16 protein-coding genes are annotated in these 17,716 nt (G+C 38.1%); 5 read left to right on the top strand and 11 right to left on the bottom strand.

Features of this window, described 5'->3' with window-relative positions:
- Window positions 1-45 precede the first annotated feature (45 nt).
- Both dusC and C9J51_RS06935 read right to left on the bottom strand, forming a co-directional pair.
- On the bottom strand, window positions 46-1,002 hold the full coding sequence (gene dusC, locus C9J51_RS06940; RefSeq protein ID WP_045039907.1) for a tRNA dihydrouridine(16) synthase DusC: 957 nt from the start codon (window positions 1,000-1,002) through the stop codon (window positions 46-48).
- A gap of 78 nt (window positions 1,003-1,080) precedes the next feature.
- Window positions 1,081-1,758: an NAD-dependent epimerase/dehydratase family protein gene (locus tag C9J51_RS06935; RefSeq protein ID WP_045039906.1), complete on the bottom strand. Its 678-nt coding sequence runs from the start codon at window positions 1,756-1,758 to the stop codon at window positions 1,081-1,083.
- Between the two features lie 180 nt (window positions 1,759-1,938).
- On the opposite strand from C9J51_RS06935, the gene C9J51_RS06930 reads away from it, so the two are divergent.
- Entirely contained in the window at window positions 1,939-2,589 is a 651-nt protein-coding gene (locus C9J51_RS06930; protein ID WP_045035755.1) for an SEC-C metal-binding domain-containing protein, read from the top strand.
- Between the two features lie 70 nt (window positions 2,590-2,659).
- Here C9J51_RS06930 and dsbB read toward each other — a convergent pair whose 3' ends face one another.
- Together dsbB and nhaB are read right to left on the bottom strand one after the other, a co-directional pair.
- Entirely contained in the window at window positions 2,660-3,172 is a 513-nt protein-coding gene (dsbB, locus tag C9J51_RS06925; RefSeq protein WP_107274927.1) for a disulfide bond formation protein DsbB, read from the bottom strand.
- Between the two features lie 141 nt (window positions 3,173-3,313).
- Window positions 3,314-4,903 carry a Na(+)/H(+) antiporter NhaB gene (gene nhaB, locus C9J51_RS06920; RefSeq protein WP_045035757.1) on the bottom strand — a complete coding sequence of 530 codons (1,590 nt, stop codon included), beginning with the start codon at window positions 4,901-4,903 and terminating at the stop codon, window positions 3,314-3,316.
- Between the two features lie 520 nt (window positions 4,904-5,423).
- Between nhaB and fadR the strand changes: the two genes are divergently transcribed.
- The gene (fadR, locus tag C9J51_RS06915; protein WP_045035758.1) at window positions 5,424-6,275 is read left to right on the top strand and encodes a fatty acid metabolism transcriptional regulator FadR; all 852 of its coding nucleotides are present in this window, start codon (window positions 5,424-5,426) and stop codon (window positions 6,273-6,275) included.
- A gap of 95 nt (window positions 6,276-6,370) precedes the next feature.
- Here fadR and C9J51_RS06910 read toward each other — a convergent pair whose 3' ends face one another.
- The 3 genes from C9J51_RS06910 to C9J51_RS06900 all read right to left on the bottom strand — a co-directional run bounded on the left by C9J51_RS06910 (window position 6,371) and on the right by C9J51_RS06900 (window position 11,241).
- Window positions 6,371-7,900 carry a SpoVR family protein gene (locus tag C9J51_RS06910; RefSeq protein WP_045035759.1) on the bottom strand — a complete coding sequence of 510 codons (1,530 nt, stop codon included), beginning with the start codon at window positions 7,898-7,900 and terminating at the stop codon, window positions 6,371-6,373.
- A 107-nt stretch (window positions 7,901-8,007) separates the two neighbouring features.
- A complete protein-coding gene (locus tag C9J51_RS06905) occupies window positions 8,008-9,279 on the bottom strand; it encodes a YeaH/YhbH family protein (protein ID WP_045039905.1) in 1,272 nt (423 codons plus the stop codon).
- Window positions 9,280-9,306: 27 nt separating this feature from the next.
- A complete protein-coding gene (locus C9J51_RS06900; protein WP_045035761.1) occupies window positions 9,307-11,241 on the bottom strand; it encodes a PrkA family serine protein kinase in 1,935 nt (644 codons plus the stop codon).
- A 552-nt stretch (window positions 11,242-11,793) separates the two neighbouring features.
- Between C9J51_RS06900 and C9J51_RS06895 the strand changes: the two genes are divergently transcribed.
- Window positions 11,794-12,174 (top strand): VOC family protein, encoded by a 381-nt coding sequence (locus C9J51_RS06895; protein ID WP_045035762.1) that lies wholly within the window; start codon window positions 11,794-11,796, stop codon window positions 12,172-12,174.
- 53 nt (window positions 12,175-12,227) lie between these two features.
- Here C9J51_RS06895 and C9J51_RS06890 read toward each other — a convergent pair whose 3' ends face one another.
- Together C9J51_RS06890 and gap are read right to left on the bottom strand one after the other, a co-directional pair.
- Window positions 12,228-13,103 carry a D-hexose-6-phosphate mutarotase gene (locus C9J51_RS06890; RefSeq protein WP_045035763.1) on the bottom strand — a complete coding sequence of 292 codons (876 nt, stop codon included), beginning with the start codon at window positions 13,101-13,103 and terminating at the stop codon, window positions 12,228-12,230.
- A 328-nt stretch (window positions 13,104-13,431) separates the two neighbouring features.
- Window positions 13,432-14,427: a type I glyceraldehyde-3-phosphate dehydrogenase gene (gene gap / locus C9J51_RS06885; RefSeq protein WP_045035764.1), complete on the bottom strand. Its 996-nt coding sequence runs from the start codon at window positions 14,425-14,427 to the stop codon at window positions 13,432-13,434.
- A gap of 335 nt (window positions 14,428-14,762) precedes the next feature.
- Here gap and msrB point away from each other — a divergent pair, with 335 nt between their 5' ends.
- Complete coding sequence (gene msrB / locus C9J51_RS06880; RefSeq protein ID WP_045035765.1) at window positions 14,763-15,173, top strand: peptide-methionine (R)-S-oxide reductase MsrB; 411 nt, start codon at window positions 14,763-14,765, stop codon at window positions 15,171-15,173.
- Window positions 15,174-15,235: 62 nt separating this feature from the next.
- Here msrB and C9J51_RS06875 read toward each other — a convergent pair whose 3' ends face one another.
- Window positions 15,236-16,096 (bottom strand): DUF2989 domain-containing protein, encoded by an 861-nt coding sequence (locus C9J51_RS06875; RefSeq protein WP_244907437.1) that lies wholly within the window; start codon window positions 16,094-16,096, stop codon window positions 15,236-15,238.
- A gap of 168 nt (window positions 16,097-16,264) precedes the next feature.
- Here C9J51_RS06875 and C9J51_RS06870 point away from each other — a divergent pair, with 168 nt between their 5' ends.
- The gene (locus C9J51_RS06870) at window positions 16,265-16,543 is read left to right on the top strand and encodes a YeaC family protein (protein WP_045035766.1); all 279 of its coding nucleotides are present in this window, start codon (window positions 16,265-16,267) and stop codon (window positions 16,541-16,543) included.
- Window positions 16,544-16,696: 153 nt separating this feature from the next.
- Here C9J51_RS06870 and ansA read toward each other — a convergent pair whose 3' ends face one another.
- Window positions 16,697-17,710 carry an asparaginase gene (ansA, locus tag C9J51_RS06865; RefSeq protein ID WP_045035767.1) on the bottom strand — a complete coding sequence of 338 codons (1,014 nt, stop codon included), beginning with the start codon at window positions 17,708-17,710 and terminating at the stop codon, window positions 16,697-16,699.
- Window positions 17,711-17,716: the final 6 nt, after the last annotated feature.

Here is a 17,716-nt window from a genome sequence, read left to right as displayed (position 1 = left end):
GATCCTTTATTATCTATGAGGGAGTCGCTGATTAAATATGGCTTTTTAAACGGTTAACGATAATTGCTGTTGAGCAAGTTCTAATCGTTCAATAATTGGTGTCGCTTTATTAAGACAACGAATATCAGTAAATAATACTTTTGCTTGTGGATATTGGTGGCGTAAGTAAGCAAACCATTGTTTTACACGGTTAGGGTAATATAAGCCTTTATCGCCTTTTATTTCAAATTGAGAGTAGGTTAGTAAAAGGGCTAATACTTGCTCCCAGGTCATAGGAGCTTGGTTATATTTAACCACATTACCTAAGTTAGGTAAGTTTAGCGCGCCGCGACAAACCATTAATGCATCAGTATTGGTGGCCGTTAAACAGGCTTGACCATCTGCATGGTTCCAGACTTCGCCATTGGCAATAATCGGTAATGTAACATGTTGACGAAGTTGGCGAATGTAATCCCATTTGATGGTATCTGCTTTATAGCCATCATCTTTTGTTCGCGCATGAATCACCATTTCATCAGCACCTGCTTGTGCAATAGCATCGGCAATTTCAAAACATTGCTGAGGATCATCCCAACCTAAACGTACTTTAGCAGTCACAGGTTTGGTTGGATTAACCGCGGCACGGGTTGCTTTAACAATTTGATAGATTAATTCGGGCTCTTTTAGTAATACCGCACCACCACGGCTTTTATTCACCGCTTTCGCTGGACAGCCAAAGTTAATATCTATGCCCGCAGAGCCAAGGTTACACGCACGATGGGCATTTTCAGCCATCCATTGTGGATCTTGACCTAATAGTTGAACGCGAACTGGCGTGCCTGAGCGTGTTTTACCGCCGTGATGTAATTCAGGACATAAACGATAGAAAACACTATTTGGTTGTAGGCTATCAATGATACGTATAAATTCAGTTACGCAAAGATCATAGTCATTAATTTCGGTTAGCATCTCGCGCATTAGGTGATCTAATACGCCTTCCATCGGGCCTAAAATAACTCGCATAGGGGTGTTTGCTCTACTCGGTAAATACGCTAAGGGGCAAGAGTCTAGTGCGAGTTGGCTAATTTGTCATCTTTGTTTTTACATTGATCGCAGGTGATGACCAGAAATAACCGTAGTCGGTCGTAATTGGTGCTTATCACATGTCATTGCCAGTTTTAACATGCTGGTAGCGACATCTTCTGCGGGAATTGGGATGAAGTGTTGCAATGGGCCGATCATTAATGGATGAATAGCATCAAAAATACGTTGAATGGCGAGTTCATCTTTACGGGGTTTATTGCGCTCACCTTTCAATGGCCCTGGGCGAACAAAAATGCAATGTTCAAATGCCAATGCGGTTAATGTTTGTTCCATTTTGCCTTTACAACGCAAATAGTGGGCAGGTGAATATTTAGAAGCGCCTAAGCTTGAGACAACGATAAGGTGTTTTACCCCAAGGTTTTTCATCGTAATAGCAACACTTTTGACTAAATCAATGTCAATCGCAGCAAGAGCTTGTTGAGATCCTGCTATTTTTTGTGTTGTGCCTAAACAAATAAAACCATATTCAGGGATAGGTTGATCATCTTCCCAAGCAATAATACGTAATTGGCTGTCTATAATTTGATGTAATTTCTTACTATGAAAAGGTAATGGGCGACGCGCCAAGGCGTAGATATGATTAAAACGAGGGTGATCGAGTAATTGATGCAATAGCTCAGTACCGACTAAGCCGCTGGCTCCAGCAATAATCGCATTCAGTGAATGGGGTGACATAAGTGTATCCATCATATATAAGTCGAGGGCTATAAATAACGTATTTTTATTTAATTTGCTTTTAACTTTATCAAATTTTAGCGATTAGCGATGATTTATGGTGTCTTATGGCTGTTGTCACTCATATTCAACGTATAATACCGTTAAAGTGAATCAAAAAAATTACCAGTAGGACATCGAATGAATACATTAATGACGTTACCATCACATTGGCAAGGTATGTCAGCCGCTTTTATTGAAGGCGCTTTATTTGCCGCAAATGCTAATCCAAAGCCAATGGAACCTGAAGTGTGGTTACCTGTATTAATGAATGGCGGTGGTGATTCTGCGGTAGTGATGGTCGATGATGCTGATAAAATGCCAATCCTTAACCATTTTGAAATGCAATATCGTAGGGTTAAGGCGGGTGAATATCAATTACCTGAACGTTTGATTTGGCTGCAAGATGGCAGTCATCAAAGTGCATTACGTGAATTTGCACAAGGCTTTTTAGCTGTGTGGGAATTTATTGAACCTAATTGGCAACAACAAACTGTTTCTGATGGCACCATGCGGATGTTATCTGCATTATTAACAACATTAATGTTACTGATAGATGAAGCCGCAACATTGGCACAAATGGAACAAGCGGGTGTAACAGGAATGCCTGCTGCCAGTGAGTTATATACACAATTACCGTTAATGTTAACTGAAGTGATGATGGCGGCAGATCAGCTTCAAATTGGTTCTGGTGCGCAGGCTATTAACCCGTTTAAAGAGATTGGACGTAACGATCCATGTCTGTGTGAAAGTGGTAAGAAATTTAAAAAATGCTGTGGTAAAACGCTGTAATTATTAAATCAAAAAAGCGAAGCTCAATGCTTCGCTTTTTATATTCTATCTGCCGTTTTGATACGGTAGCTTAACGTTTGTTACCAAAGAACTGTGCAATCACCATCACCGTCCACACAATAAGATTGGCGGCAAAAATGACGACTAACCATTGTGGCATTGATAGATAAAGGAAGGTCCATACCACTTTGGCGCAATCACCATAAGCTTCAAACATCCACGGAGCCCAATGGTTAAGTGGTGCCCATGACGGAAATTGGACAAATAAATCACAGGTTGCAAAGGGTGACGGATTAAATTGAAAACCAACATGCTGATAGGCTAGTGCTAAACCACGATAAGCACTGTATCCCCAACCGGCTAAGCCTAACCAACGTAAGACACCATTTTTAGGTGCAAGTAGGCCAATGAGAGCTGCAATCCCAATTCCCATCATTGCTACACGTTCATAAATACACATGACGCATGGAGCAAGGTTCATGACATGTTCAAAAAAGAGCGCCGAACTTTCAAAAATAATAATTGATATCAGCAATAGCAACCAAGCTAAACGTGTTTTTGAAAAAGAATTAAGCACTTTCATTATGGGTACTCTAATGACGAATGGGATAAAACAAAACCCCGAACATCAGGGCCTTGAAATGATATATGGCACTTATAATTGAGCGTTATTCAATCATAGCTCTGAAGATAAGTAAATCGTCATTAAGTTGATTGTGTTCTTTTAATGACCGACCGCAGGAATTAAGGCCGCGGCATTGACTGTTTCTTGCGTTAACCAGCCCATGCTATAGAACCAATCGGTCATTGGAACTAATAACAACTCAATACCCGCTAAACCCACAAAGGTTAATACGATCGTATAGGGTAAAGCCATGTACACCATGCGTCCGTAAGAAAGACGAATAAGCGGTGCGAGTGCCGACGTTAATACAAACAAGAAAGCCGCTTGACCATTGGGTGTGGCAACTGAAGGTAAATTAGTACCCGTATTGATGGCAACAGCTAACATATCAAATTGATTGCGATCGATAACACCATTGAGTAATGCTGTTTTAACTTCATTAATGTATACCGTACCGACAAAAACATTATCCGACACCATCGATAATAAACCATTAGCAATGTAGAACATGGTTAATTGCGCACTACCTTCAAGGGTTAATACCCATCCAATAATTGGCGTAAATAAATGTTGATCAATGATGACGGCAACGATTGAGAAAAACACAGCGAGTAATGCGGTAAAAGGTAACGCTTCTTCAAATGCTTTTCCTAGTGCATGTTCTTCTGTTATGCCTGTAAATGCGGTTGCAAAAATAATAACCGTTAAACCAATTAACCCTACCGCGGCTAAGTGCATTGCCAGACCGACAATCAGCCATACTGCAATAATGCCTTGGACGATAAATTTAGCATAATCAATATTAGTACGACGTTTACGTTCTTCGTTATCAAAATCAACCAATATTGTACGAACATTGTCAGGTAATTTTGCACCGTAGCCACAAATTTTAAATTTCTCAACCAGCACACAGGTAAAGAGACCACAAATTAAAACGGGAATAGAAACGGGAGACATACGAATAATGAACTCACCAAATTGCCAACCCGCTTGATCGGCAATAATTAAGTTTTGTGGTTCACCCACCATGGTCATTACGCCACCTAACGCCGTACCGACACCAGCATGCATTAATAAGCTACGTAAAAAACCACGGTAATTTTCTAGATCATCACGGCTAAGTTCTTGAACATGATCATCATCGGTATGGTCATGATTTAAATTAGAATCCTGCCCTGAAGCGACTTTGTGATAAATACTATAAAAGCCAACAGTTACACTAATAACCACCGCAATAACCGTTAGCGCATCAAGAAATGCAGATAAGAAGGCGGCCATGATACAAAAAGCAAGAGAAAGTAATATCTTTGATTTTATGCCTATTAATATTTTAGTAAAAATAAACAATAACAGTTGCTTCATGAAGTAGATGCCAGCAACCATAAAGACTAACAGGAGTAATACTTCAATATTTGCGACAAGTTCATGCTTAACTTGTTCTGCACTCGTCATGCCAATGGCAACCGCTTCAATGGCAAGTAAGCCACCAGGTTGAAGTGGATAACATTTGAGGGCCATTGCAAGGGTAAAAATAAATTCTACAACTAACAACCAACCAGCAACAAAAGGATTGATAAGAAAGAAAACCAGAGGGTTAATGATAAGAAAAGAAATAATTGCAATCTTGTACCAGTCAGGTGCCTTACCTAAAAAGTTTTTTATAAAGGCATTCCCTAGCGATATAGCCATGTTTGAATCTCTTATTATTAGTGCAAATTTACAGGTATTAAATGGTATGAATGTCGCCCACGAGCACTAATCAGCTGATAATTTATTGCATCATGCTAAAAATTTTCAGTAATGATAAGTTCTTTAAGATAAATACCATCAATAATGAATGATGATATTTAATTTAAAGTAGGCAGCAGCGTCCATTTGCTCCCAGAGTGTTAATGATAACTTTACGGATTGAATTTGATTAGTCAATCGCAGACATAATTATGTAAAATTATTATGACATTTTCATCACAAACTGAGGGTGATACCTAAGACATTAGGGGTACAATATACAGAATATTAAGGGCAAAATATCGCTAGCTGATAAAATAATGCAACTAAGGTAACCTTTAGATGCATAGGTGGTTTATTTTTGTACATATCTATCAGCTCTATGTCAGACTTGTGTACTAGATTTCAGCTATTGATGAACTAGTGGTATGATGAGTGTTAATAAATAATATAAGCAAGAAGCGAATTGGATTGAACTTAGATGGTTATTAAGGCAGATAGCCCAGCGACGTTTGCTGAGAAATACATTATTGAAAGTATCTGGAATAATCACTTTCCTCAGGGCTCTATTCTTCCTGCTGAACGTGAACTTTCAGAACTAATTGGCGTAACTCGAACAACGTTGCGTGAAGTATTACAGCGTTTGGCACGAGATGGCTGGCTAACGATTCAACATGGTAAACCGACCCGTGTAAATAATTACATGGAGACCTCTGGTTTAAGCATTTTAGATACGTTAATTACATTAGATGGACAGGATGTTCAACGAGTATTGGCTGATTTATTAGCGGCTCGTACGGATATCAGTAGTGTTTTTATGCGTTATGCTGTCAAAGGTAATCCAGAAAACTCTAGCGAATTAATTCAACATGTTATTGAATCATGCCAACGATTATTAGCTGCTGAGAGTTTTGCTGAGTTTATTGAAAATAGTGACGATCGATTACAGTTACTCCAAGAAGTAAAGAAAATCGTTGATAAATACGGTAAAAACGATCCTCAGTTATGTGAGGCAGTTTGTCGTGCTCGCGCATTTAATTATTATGATTACCGTTTATTCCAAGGCATGGCGGGAAAATCTGGTAATACGCTTTATGTGCTAACAATTAATGGATTACGTAAAATTTATACCCGCGTTGGTGGTTATTACTTTATGAATCCTGAAGCATGTCAATTAGCGCTTAATTTTTATAGTGATCTACAATCATACTGTGATGGTCATCAACCAGAATTAGTGGCTGATCGTATTAAAAAGTATGGTCGAGAAAGTGGCGCAATTTGGTATACCCATCGCGTTAAGATTTCTAAATACTTATATGAAGAAGAGCAGTAATATTTACGGTTCTTTCAAATAAAAGCAGGGGAATCAACATTATGTTGATTCCCCTTTTTTATGTGATTATAAGACTTGTTTATTATAGAAAAAGGTTATATTTCAGTATTATATTGAGTATTGGTCGGGCAGGTTGCAATGATTTTACCTCGGCCATCAGGTAATTCTTCTTCTAGCGTTACCTTAAATCCCCATAAACGGTGTAAATGTTTAATTACTTCAGCGTGACTGTCTGCTAGCGGTATACGGTTGTGTGGAATATAACGTAATGTTAATGAGCGATCACCACGTAGAGCGACATTCCAAACTTGTAAGTTAGGCTCATTATTACTGAGATTATATTGCGATGATAATTTCTCTCGAATAGCGCGATAACCTTCTTCGTTATGGATTGCACTGACTTCGACATAATTGTGGCGATCGTCATCGTTAACGGCGAATAACTTAAAATCACGCATTATTTTAGGTGATAAAAATTGGCTAATAAAACTTTCGTCTTTGAAGTTTTCCATTGCAAAATGTAAGGTATCGAGCCAATTTGACCCTGCAATATCAGGGAACCAATATTTATCTTCATCGGTCGGATTTTCACAAATACGACGTATGTCTTGAAACATCGCAAATCCTAGTGCGTAAGGATTAATGCCATTGTAATAGGGGCTATTGTATTCGGGTTGTGCGACCACATTAGTATGGCTATGCAAAAACTCCATGATGAATCTATCTGTTACTAATCCATCATCATAGAGATGATTTAAAATAGTGTAATGCCAAAATGTTGCCCAGCCTTCGTTCATGACTTGAGTTTGTTTTTGTGGATAAAAATATTGGCTTACTTTACGAACGATACGCACTAATTCTCGTTGCCATGGCTCAAGTAATGGGGCGTGTTTTTCAAAGAAATAAAGAATGTTTTCTTGTGGTTCTGATGGAAAACGCTCTTCTTCTCGTATGGTTTCTTTGGCTTGGTGTTGGGGAATGGTGCGCCATAAAGAATTGACTTGAGATTGCAGGTAATCCTCACGGGCTTTCTGACGTGCGGTTTCTTCAACTAACGATATTTTTTGAGGACGCTTGTAGCGGTCGACGCCATAATTCATTAAAGCATGACAAGAATCGAGTAATTTCTCTACGTCATCAACACCATATTTTTCTTCGCATTCTGTGATGTATTTACGAGCAAATAAAAGATAATCAATGATAGAACTGGCATCAGTCCATGTTTTAAACAGGTAATTACCTTTAAAGAATGAGTTGTGCCCATAACATGCATGTGCCATCACGAGGGCTTGCATGGTTATGGTGTTCTCTTCCATCAGATAAGCAATACAAGGATCAGAGTTAATTACGATCTCATAGGCTAAGCCCATTTGACCATGTTTGTAACCTCGTTCTGTTTCAATAAAACGTTTACCAAATGACCAATGATGGTAGTTGATCGGCATACCGATACTGGAATAGGCATCCATCATTTGTTCTGCTGTGATAACTTCAATTTGATTTGGATAAGTATCAAGGCGATAGTGTGCAGCCACACGTTTAATTTCAACGTGATATTGTTCAAGTAAATCAAAAGTCCAATCTGGTCCATCACTGAGTGTTTTTGTTGTTGTCATTATTGCCATCACTCAATCTCCCCATGTTTGTCCACTCTTTAATTGATAGGTTGGCTTAATCGGCACTAGACTTATGCCTGTGCCGATTATGTTTATTACCCTGGAGCGGCGTTAATTTAACTGACTTGTTTTTTAAATAATTCCCTAAAGACAGGAAAAATATCATTAACCGTTTTAATGTTTTGCATGGCAAAATTTTCATGGCTGCTATGCAAAGCTTCATACTCTCGCCACAATGTTTGATGAGCACGACGCGTGATCTCTATGTATGAGTAATAACGCGTTACTGGAAGTATGTGTTTATCAAGCAATTCACGACAGCCTGGGGAGTCATCAGCCCAATTATCACCGTCTGATGCTTGTGCTGCATAAATATTCCACTCTTCAGGACGATAGCGTTGTTTAACGATGTCATGCATCATTTTTAATGCACTAGAAACTATCGTGCCACCGGTTTCTTGAGAGTAGAAAAACTCATGTTCATCCACTTCTTTGGCTTGGGTATGGTGACGAATAAACACCACTTCAACATTTTTGTAAGTACGGTTTAAAAATAAATACAGCAATATATAAAACCGTTTAGCAATGTCTTTGGTCGCTTGATCCATTGAGCCTGATACGTCCATTAAACAAAACATAACCGCTTGGCTTGATGGTTGTGGGCGACGTTCATAGTTTTTATACCGTAAATCAAATGTATCAATAAACGGAGTACTGTTAATCTTTTTTCGTAATACAGTAATTTCTTGTTTAATCCGCTCTTCTTCAAACGGTTGAGCGGGCTCAGTTGTAAACAGTAATTCAAGTGCTTGCTCAAGCTCTCGTACTTTTCGACGTTTACCTGCTGTCATTGCTGTTCGTCTTGCAAGTGAATTTTGCAATGATTTTACGATGGCAATATTTGACGGTACGCCTTGTGATTTATAACCTGCACGGAATGTTTTCCATTCTACAAGCTGGTTAATGGCATTTTTTTGTAAATTAGGTAGTTCTAAATCTTCAAACAATAAATCAAGGTATTCATCTTTTGATATTTGAAAGACAAAATCATCTTGACCGTCCCCATCTGGGCTTGCTTGACCTTCTCCCGCACCGCCTTGACCACCACCACCTTGTGGACGTTCAATACGATCGCCGGGGCTAAATTGGTCATTACCTGGGTGGACGACTTCTCGTTGTCCACCTTTACCTTGATGAAATACAGGTTCGCTAATGTCGCGAGAGGGGATGGTTATATCCTCACCACTATCGACATCAGTAATCGAACGTTTATTTACCGCATCAGCAATTGATTCTTTGATTCGCTGTTTATGACGACGTAAAAAGCGTTGGCGATTGACGGTGCTCTTATTTTTACCGTTGAGCCTTCGATCAATAAAGTGTGCCATAGCATCCCCCCCTTTGTTGTCAGTTGGTTACGACGACTTACGTACGCGTAAGTACCATTCAGACAATAAGCGAACTTGTTTTCGGGTATAGCCTTTTTCCATCATTCGAGCGACAAAATCATCATGCTTTTTCTGCTCGTCGGTTGAGGTTTTCGCATTAAAGGAAATAACCGGTAACAGTTCTTCAGTGTTTGAGAACATCTTTTTCTCAATTACTGTGCGTAGTTTTTCATAGCTAGTCCAATTTGGATTTTTGCCCTCATTGTTAGCTCGAGCTCGAAGGACAAAATTAACAATTTCATTACGGAAGTCTTTCGGATTACTGATACCTGCTGGTTTCTCAATTTTTTCCAGTTCATTATTAAGCGCTGAACGGTCAAATAATTGGCCAGTATCAGGATCACGGTATTCTTGATCTTGAATCCAAAAATCAGCATAGCTTACATAACGATCAAAGATGTTTTGACCGTATTCTGAATAAGATTCCAGATAAGCGGTTTGAATTTCTTTACCAATAAATTCAACATATTTAGGCGTTAAGAAGCCTTTGAGATGCTCTAGATATTTTTCTGCGATATCTTGTGGGAATTGTTCACGTTCAATTTGTTGTTCAAGTACATAGAATAGGTGAACAGGGTTGGCAGCAACTTCTGCATGATCAAAGTTAAATACACGTGAGAGGATCTTAAAGGCGAAACGGGTTGATAATCCATTCATACCTTCATCAACACCCGCATAGTCACGGTATTCTTGATATGATTTTGCTTTTGGATCGGTGTCTTTAAGTGTCTCACCATCATAGACACGCATTTTTGAATATACGCTTGAGTTTTCAGGCTCTTTTAGACGCGATAGTACAGTGAAACGCGCTAGAATCTCTAGGGTGCTTGGTGAACATGGTGCTGATGATAATTCACTGTTTTGTAATAATTTTTCGTAAATACGCATTTCTTCTGAAACCCGTAAACAATAAGGAACTTTAACGATATAGACCCGATCTAAAAAGGCCTCGTTAGTTTTATTGTTGCGGAATGTTTGCCACTCTGATTCGTTTGAATGCGCTAAAATCATACCGTCAAACGGTAATGCTGATAGCCCTTCAGTACCGTTGTAGTTACCTTCTTGCGTTGCTGTTAATAATGGATGCAGCACTTTTAATGGCGCTTTAAACATCTCAACAAACTCCATTAAACCTTGGTTTGCTTTACATAAGGCACCGGAATAACTGTACGCATCGGGATCATCTTGAGAGAAATGCTCAAGCTGGCGAATATCAACTTTACCGACTAATGATGAAATATCTTGGTTGTTTTCATCACCGGGTTCCGTTTTGGCAATACCGACCTGATCAAGAATTGAAGGGCGCACTTTAATTACTTTAAATTGAGTGATATCACCACCGAATTCATGCAGTCGTTTGGCCGCCCATGGTGACATAATGCTATTAAGGTAACGACTAGGAATGCCATATTCATCTTTAAGTAATCCGCCATCTTCTTGTTTATCAAATAAACAGAAAGGGTGGTCGTTAACAGGACTACGCTCACCATTGGCCGTAAGGATATAAATAGGCATTTTTTGCATTAAACTTTTTAGTTTTTCAGCTAATGATGATTTACCACCACCAACAGGGCCTAATAAATAAAGGATTTGTTTACGTTCTTCGAGTCCTTGAGCTGCGTGTTTAAGGTAAGACACAATTTGTTCGATGGCTTCTTCCATGCCATAAAAATCTTTAAATGTGTCATAACGTGATATTACGCGGTTTGAAAATAAACGGCTAAGATGCGGGTCTTGTGCGGTATCAATCATTTCTGGCTCGCCAATAGCCATAAGAAGACGCTCTGCTGCATTGACGTAAGAACTACGATCGTCTTTACAGATATCAAGGAATTCTTGTAATGAAAGCTCTTCGTCTTTAGCTTCTTCGTAGCGCTGACGATAGTGGTCAAAAATACTCATAGTATGCCCCCTGAATCGTTCTTATATTTAAGAGTAATGAATGAAAAACATAGTGTTTTTGCATTGCTTACTTATTTAAGCCTAGTCTGAACTTGTCACTTTGTATTGCGGAATTGCTGATTGGTAAATAAATTTTTTTATACGAAATAGGATAAATTTGTTTATTAAATAGCCGACAATAACCACTATCCTTTAATTAATAGGGTTTCGCAAGCTTAAATGTTGCAAAGTTATTGTATCTATGTTGTTTTTGTGTTTGTAAGTGACGAATTTATCAGTAGGATATAAATGTTGTGGATACGAAGGTTGTTAGTTTTTATTACTGGCTAACTGTTTATTTATAAAATAATTGTTTTGATGATGGATTAATAACAGTTTTATTGTGTTTTTTTTGTCATTGGGTGATTTTTTGTTTTGTCTTAAAATTAAGAGTAAATAATAAATTGTAAGAATTTAAAGCGCTTTACACTCTTTTTAACACAAAAGATCAGTGACTGATTTAACCTCAATATGGATAGTCATGTTGGTATTTAAACAATGGAGGGAGATATTATGTCTATTTGTCGTGTTGATACGGTATCAATTCCTGTTACGGATCAAAATCAAGCATTGCAATTTTATCGTGACGTATTAGGTTTTGAAGTGATCAGGGATCATGCAGAGAGTCAACAAACTCGGTGGGTGCAGCTTGTACCAAAAGGTGCTGAAACAACGATCAGTTTAGTAAAGCCTTTTGCTGGAATGGAAGCAGGAGGGGTACAAGGTTTAGTGGTTCAAACTCATGATATTCAATCTACATATCAAGAGCTTAGTAGTCGTGGGGTGGCATTATCTGAAATTATTACCATGATGGAAGGGCGATTTGCGACCTTTAATGATCCTGATGGTAATGGCTGGGTATTGATTGAATCAACAGGTACGATGCTTGCATGAAATCACTAGCAAGATCAAGTGCTTGCTAGTGATGTATAACGAATTACTATTAATTAATGGTTAACCGCAATACGTGTTGATAATGTATGTGTTTGTCCAGGTTGTAATTCCATGGTTGGAGTATGAATAGTTGATTCAACACACACCATTGTTTCAAAGCTATTGTTTGCCATATCAGCCATGTTTATTGATAATTCTTGCCAAGGATTCCAAATAACTGCCGCATTATCACCGTCATTCGTCACTGTAATCGTACGTTGGTTATTTTTGTCATCAATCATAATTGTTGGTTGAGGATGAGTATAAACACGATCCGTTTCTGCGCTGAAAGTTAATACATCACTTCCTTGGCACACTTTCCCCATTTGGGTACTATCTAAATAATCGTGACCCATACCCGTAATTGAAACATTATTGATATCTGCAATATTAAAATAAGTATGTAGCGCACCGCCAAATGACCACGGTTGAGTATCTGTATTGGTTGATGTCAAACTCACATTCAGTTCGGCATTCATTTCAAATGTCATTTGGTTATGGAATTTATGTGGCCAAATTTCACGTGTATCTTGGTTATCTTCAAGAGTTAAAGTAACAATAACCCCATTCTCATTTTCTCGGTGCTGAGACAATGACCATTCACTGGTACGAGCAAAGCCATGTGAAGGGGTTGCTGCTTTACCAAACCATGGCCAACAAACAGGAATACCACCTCGAACGGCTTTGGTTAGATCAAATTCAGCATTTTCACTTAACCAAATTACGTCTTTTTCACCTGTCGGTTTAAACCAAAGTAGATGACCACCATGAAGAGAAATACCGGCTTCTACCATTGGGTGAATAATGCGGATAATTTTAATACCTTGGTATTCACAGACAGTAACAGCATCAGATAATGCATTAATTATTGAAAGTTGACGTAAATCCATCTTCTTTTCCTTAAATGTTAGGTGGCGAAAGCGCCCATTTCTATATTTTCGAGTAGATTCAGTTCAAAAATATAAACAATGGAAACTTATTTTTCGTTTTAAAATATCAAAGAATATTAAAATTTATTTGTTATTTTTGTAACGTATTTGATCTGAATATTTCATACGTTATAGATGATAAGTACACGGCTTATTTGGGATAAGAAATAAAATGCTTTTAGCGCTATACTTGATCGGCTATTAGTGTTTTTTAGGTATAAAAAAGGCGACACCCTTAAGCGTCGCCTCTTACTATCTGCTTTCAAAGAAAGTCAGCTAATTGCTTACATTACTTAGAGATGTGAGCGATTAGGTCTAGAACTTTGTTTGAGTAGCCGATTTCGTTGTCGTACCAAGATACAACTTTAACGAAGTTATCGTTAAGTGCGATACCAGCTGCAGCATCAAAGATTGAAGTGCGAGTGTCGCCGTTGAAGTCAGTAGAAACAACTGCATCTTCAGTGTAACCAAGAACACCTTTTAGAGAACCTTCAGAAGCTTCTTTCATTGCAGCACAGATAGCTGCGTAAGATGCGCCTTTTTCTAGGTTAACTGTTAGGTCAACTACAGAAACGTTAGCAGTTGGTACGCGGAAAGCCATACCAGTTAGTTTGCCGTTGATTTCTGGAAGAACAACGCCTACTGCTTTAGCAGCACCAGTTGATGATGGGATGATGTTTTGAGAAGCACCACGACCACCACGCCAGTCTTTAGCTGAAGGACCATCTACAGTTTTTTGAGTTGCTGTAGTTGCGTGAACTGTTGTCATAAGACCAGAAACGATACCGAAGTTGTCGTTAAGAACTTTAGCGATAGGCGCTAGACAGTTAGTAGTACAAGAAGCGTTAGAAACGATATCTTGACCAGCGTAAGTTGAATCGTTAACACCCATTACGAACATAGGAGTTGCATCTTTAGATGGGCCAGTTAGAACAACTTTCTTAGCGCCAGCTGTGATGTGCTTACGTGCAGTCTCGTCTGTTAGGAACAGGCCAGTAGCTTCAGCAACTACGTCAACGTTGATAGCATCCCATTTAAGATCTTCAGGGTTACGCTCAGCAGTTACACGTACAGTTTTACCATTAACGATTAAGTTACCGCCTTCAACTTCAACAGTACCGTTAAAACGGCCGTGAGTTGAGTCGTACTTAAGCATGTATGCCATGTATTCAACGTCGATTAGGTCGTTGATACCAACAACTTCGATGTCAGTGCGCTCTTGCGCTGCACGGAAAACAAAACGACCGATACGGCCAAAACCGTTAATACCTACTTTAATTGTCATTACAGTTTGCTCCACAACTTAATTTCTAATGAAATATAACTGGTGGTAAAATTACAGAAACCTTTGTAAGGCTGCAAGCAAAAAAATCGTTTAAATTGCTTGAGGTCAAAAAAAAGTTCCTATATTTTTACATTTCCACTACAACGACGGTAATTTGTACAAATATTGTTTAAATTAACGTCACAGTAATTGTTAACTTTTAATCACATTTACAAAAATAGAAAACCATTTTTGAGTTTATGTGACTTTTTGCACAAGAAGTATGTGGTACAGAGTACCTAAATTGCAAATATATTTATTCGATTTAATTTATTTTTAATAAAAGGCACCGATGAATGAATAAAAAAGACAATGCATATTGGCGAAACAAGTTATCGACTGACGCTTACCAAGTCTGTCGTGAACAAGCGACTGAAGCACCATTTAGTGGCACTTTATTACATAACCGTGATACTGGGATTTATTCTTGTACTTGCTGTGAGCAGCCTTTATTTAATTCTTCCAATAAATATGATTCAGGTTGTGGTTGGCCAAGTTTTGATGCCTCTATTACGAAAGAATGTATTCGTTATTTAAATGATGATAGCCATGGCATGGTACGAACTGAAATACGCTGTTCTCAATGTGATAGTCATCTAGGACATATTTTTCCTGATGGCCCTTCAACAACGGGTGAGCGATTTTGTGTGAATTCAATTTCATTACTATTTTCAAGTGATGATTTACCCGTTAATAATCATGATTAAGTTTGGCGTATTGTTGGTGTAGAAGGTCATTATTTTTTTAGTGTGATGGGTATTGGTTGAAATTATTGAGATGGGTCGCTAATTTCAGTGTGGCTATATTGCCCACTTTTTAATGCTGCACTTATTTTCATTGCGGTGATATCTAGTTGCTGTCGTTCGTTATGGGTTAAATTAAACTGATTGTTAATGGTTATTTTTTTGACTGTATTATTGGGTTGTTGTTCGGTTGCAATTGCGGTCCAGACATAAGCCGCAGCCATATTGTGTTGTTGGTAATATAGCGTCGAAAGTGAATGTAATATATTGATATTAATGTAATCTTTTTCCTGATACAGGCTGAGGCTATGGTGCAATATTTTCAACGTTTTATTTTTGTTTTTATTGACATAATAACCAGCAAGCGCTAATTGCAACTCGGGGTGCTCTAGTTTTTTATCACCTTCAAGCGCGATAAATTGTTGTTTTGCAATTTTATCGCCTTGGCTCCAACGATAATAAATAATATGTGGATTTTTAGATGATTCTAATTCTTGGGTAAGACGTTTAATGTTGTCATAACTATGATACAGCGCTTGTATACGTTTAGTTTTTCGTTGTTTTAATTCTATCGGTTCAATGCGAGCGGCATACTCAAGACAAAATTGATATTCTTTGGTCGCTTTTAATTCTTTAAATTTATGTTCATCGGTTGGTGTTTGTAAGGTGTCATAGCGTTGCCAGATGAGGTTTGTGCGTTGAATACGACATTGACCATCATTCAGGTTTAATGGTTGGCATAAGTTGGGGTTGTCGTTACATAAACTGTCAGTAGTACGGTAATCATCAAGACAGCCACTGAGTAATAGTGTTAATAAGATTATCGCTTTCATTTTAATAAAGTGACGACATGATAGTGTATGTGAGAACAATAAAATAAAGCTCAAGAGATAAACTCATAAAAAAGCGATAGTTAAATTTAGCAGTATTATTTTGTTTGTAAATGACAGAGTGAGCGTAATTTAATTTAACGTGATCGTTTTATAATTAATGAGTGCATTTTTTGACATAGAACTAAAATATATAATGTAATGATGGGAAATAAGGATAGGAATATGGATATTAATCAATTATTAGCGGCAATGACGCCTGATGTTTATCAACGTATTTTAACTGCGGTAGAAACAGGGAAATGGCTTGATGGCTCAACATTGACACCATCATTACGAGATAACGCAATGCAGGCTGTGATGTTGTATCAGTCGCGGCATAATATTGATGCTGAGCATATGACGGTAGCGGTGGGCGGTGAGATCAAACTTAAATCAAAAGTTGAATTTAAACGTGACTTTACCGTTGATGACATTGCTCGTTTTGATCATGATCAGTTGTAATTACCATATTAATTAAACCAGCAAGATCATGGATCCAGTTTGATCATCGAATGCGAAATAACCGCAGAATCAATAATGGTTAATTTTGCATGATCAAAAAAAGAGCCATTGGGCTCTTTTTTTGCTATCAGTAATCAAAAGATTGATTATCGATTAATGGGTTAATTCGCCACGTAGATCTTGTTGCATCAGGCTACGAACTGCTTCCATGGTAAGATCTTGACTTAATAAATAATGTAATTTAGCCAATGCCGCTTCAGGGGTCATATCATAACCACTTAAGACACCCGCTTCAGCCAGAGCACAGCCTGTTGCATACCCACCCATATTCACTTTACCTGATAGACATTGGGTAAGGTTCATCACAATAACACCGCGATCGGTTGCTGCTTTTAGTTGTTCAAGTAATTCTTTATTTTGTGGTGCATTACCTACGCCAAATGTCAGTAGTATCATCGCATTGACGGGCTGACGTAACGTATTACGGATCACTTCAGGTGAAATGCCAGGGTACATAGTAATAACCCCGATAGGTTGTGGGGTAATGGTGTGAACTTTAAATGCACCATCTGGTTTTTTATCTATTTGAGTAATATTGTTAACCGTAATATTAATTCCAGCTTCTAACAGCGGTGGTAAATTTGGTGAAATAAAAGCACCAAAACCATCGGCATGCGCTTTAGTACTACGATTACCACGAATTAATTGATTATTGAAAAATACGGTTACTTCATTGATTGGATAATTAGCCGCAATGTGAAGTGCATTTAATAGGTTACTTTGACCATCAGAACGTAATTCAACCAGTGGAATTTGTGAACCGGTAACAATCACAGGTTTGTCTAAGTTTTCAAACATAAATGATAATGCTGATGCGGTGTAAGCCATGGTGTCGGTACCATGTAAAATCACAAAACCATCATATTTATCATAATTAGCTTTAATATCATCAGCAATTCGTTGCCAATCCATTGGTGTCATGTCTGATGAATCGATGAGTGGATCGTACTCATTGATTGTGAATTCTGGCATTTCTGAACGATGGAATTCTGGCATGCTTGCCAATTGTTGCTGCATAAAACCAGCAACAGGAACATAGCCATGATCTGACTTTTGCATACCAATAGTACCGCCAGTGTAAGCGATGTAAATGTGTTTTCTTTCCATGTTTAA

Origin of the sequence: Photobacterium iliopiscarium (genome assembly GCF_003026395.1) — a bacterium.
In the GTDB taxonomy this organism is placed as follows: domain Bacteria; phylum Pseudomonadota; class Gammaproteobacteria; order Enterobacterales; family Vibrionaceae; genus Photobacterium; species Photobacterium iliopiscarium.
This window is presented reverse-complemented; position numbering and strand designations above follow the sequence as displayed.

Excerpts from the sequence above, each read along its gene's own strand:
- dusC (WP_045039907.1), bottom strand. The coding sequence starts at position 1,002 with ATGCGAGTTATTTTAGGCCCGATGGAAGGCGTATTAGATCACCTAATG.
- C9J51_RS06935 (WP_045039906.1), bottom strand. The coding sequence starts at position 1,758 with ATGTCACCCCATTCACTGAATGCGATTATTGCTGGAGCCAGCGGCTTA.
- C9J51_RS06930 (WP_045035755.1), top strand. The coding sequence starts at position 1,939 with ATGAATACATTAATGACGTTACCATCACATTGGCAAGGTATGTCAGCC.
- dsbB (WP_107274927.1), bottom strand. The coding sequence starts at position 3,172 with ATGAAAGTGCTTAATTCTTTTTCAAAAACACGTTTAGCTTGGTTGCTA.
- nhaB (WP_045035757.1), bottom strand. The coding sequence starts at position 4,903 with ATGGCTATATCGCTAGGGAATGCCTTTATAAAAAACTTTTTAGGTAAG.
- fadR (WP_045035758.1), top strand. The coding sequence starts at position 5,424 with ATGGTTATTAAGGCAGATAGCCCAGCGACGTTTGCTGAGAAATACATT.
- C9J51_RS06910 (WP_045035759.1), bottom strand. The coding sequence starts at position 7,900 with ATGGCAATAATGACAACAACAAAAACACTCAGTGATGGACCAGATTGG.
- C9J51_RS06905 (WP_045039905.1), bottom strand. The coding sequence starts at position 9,279 with ATGGCACACTTTATTGATCGAAGGCTCAACGGTAAAAATAAGAGCACC.
- C9J51_RS06900 (WP_045035761.1), bottom strand. The coding sequence starts at position 11,241 with ATGAGTATTTTTGACCACTATCGTCAGCGCTACGAAGAAGCTAAAGAC.
- C9J51_RS06895 (WP_045035762.1), top strand. The coding sequence starts at position 11,794 with ATGTCTATTTGTCGTGTTGATACGGTATCAATTCCTGTTACGGATCAA.
- C9J51_RS06890 (WP_045035763.1), bottom strand. The coding sequence starts at position 13,103 with ATGGATTTACGTCAACTTTCAATAATTAATGCATTATCTGATGCTGTT.
- gap (WP_045035764.1), bottom strand. The coding sequence starts at position 14,427 with ATGACAATTAAAGTAGGTATTAACGGTTTTGGCCGTATCGGTCGTTTT.
- msrB (WP_045035765.1), top strand. The coding sequence starts at position 14,763 with ATGAATAAAAAAGACAATGCATATTGGCGAAACAAGTTATCGACTGAC.
- C9J51_RS06870 (WP_045035766.1), top strand. The coding sequence starts at position 16,265 with ATGGATATTAATCAATTATTAGCGGCAATGACGCCTGATGTTTATCAA.
- ansA (WP_045035767.1), bottom strand. The coding sequence starts at position 17,710 with ATGGAAAGAAAACACATTTACATCGCTTACACTGGCGGTACTATTGGT.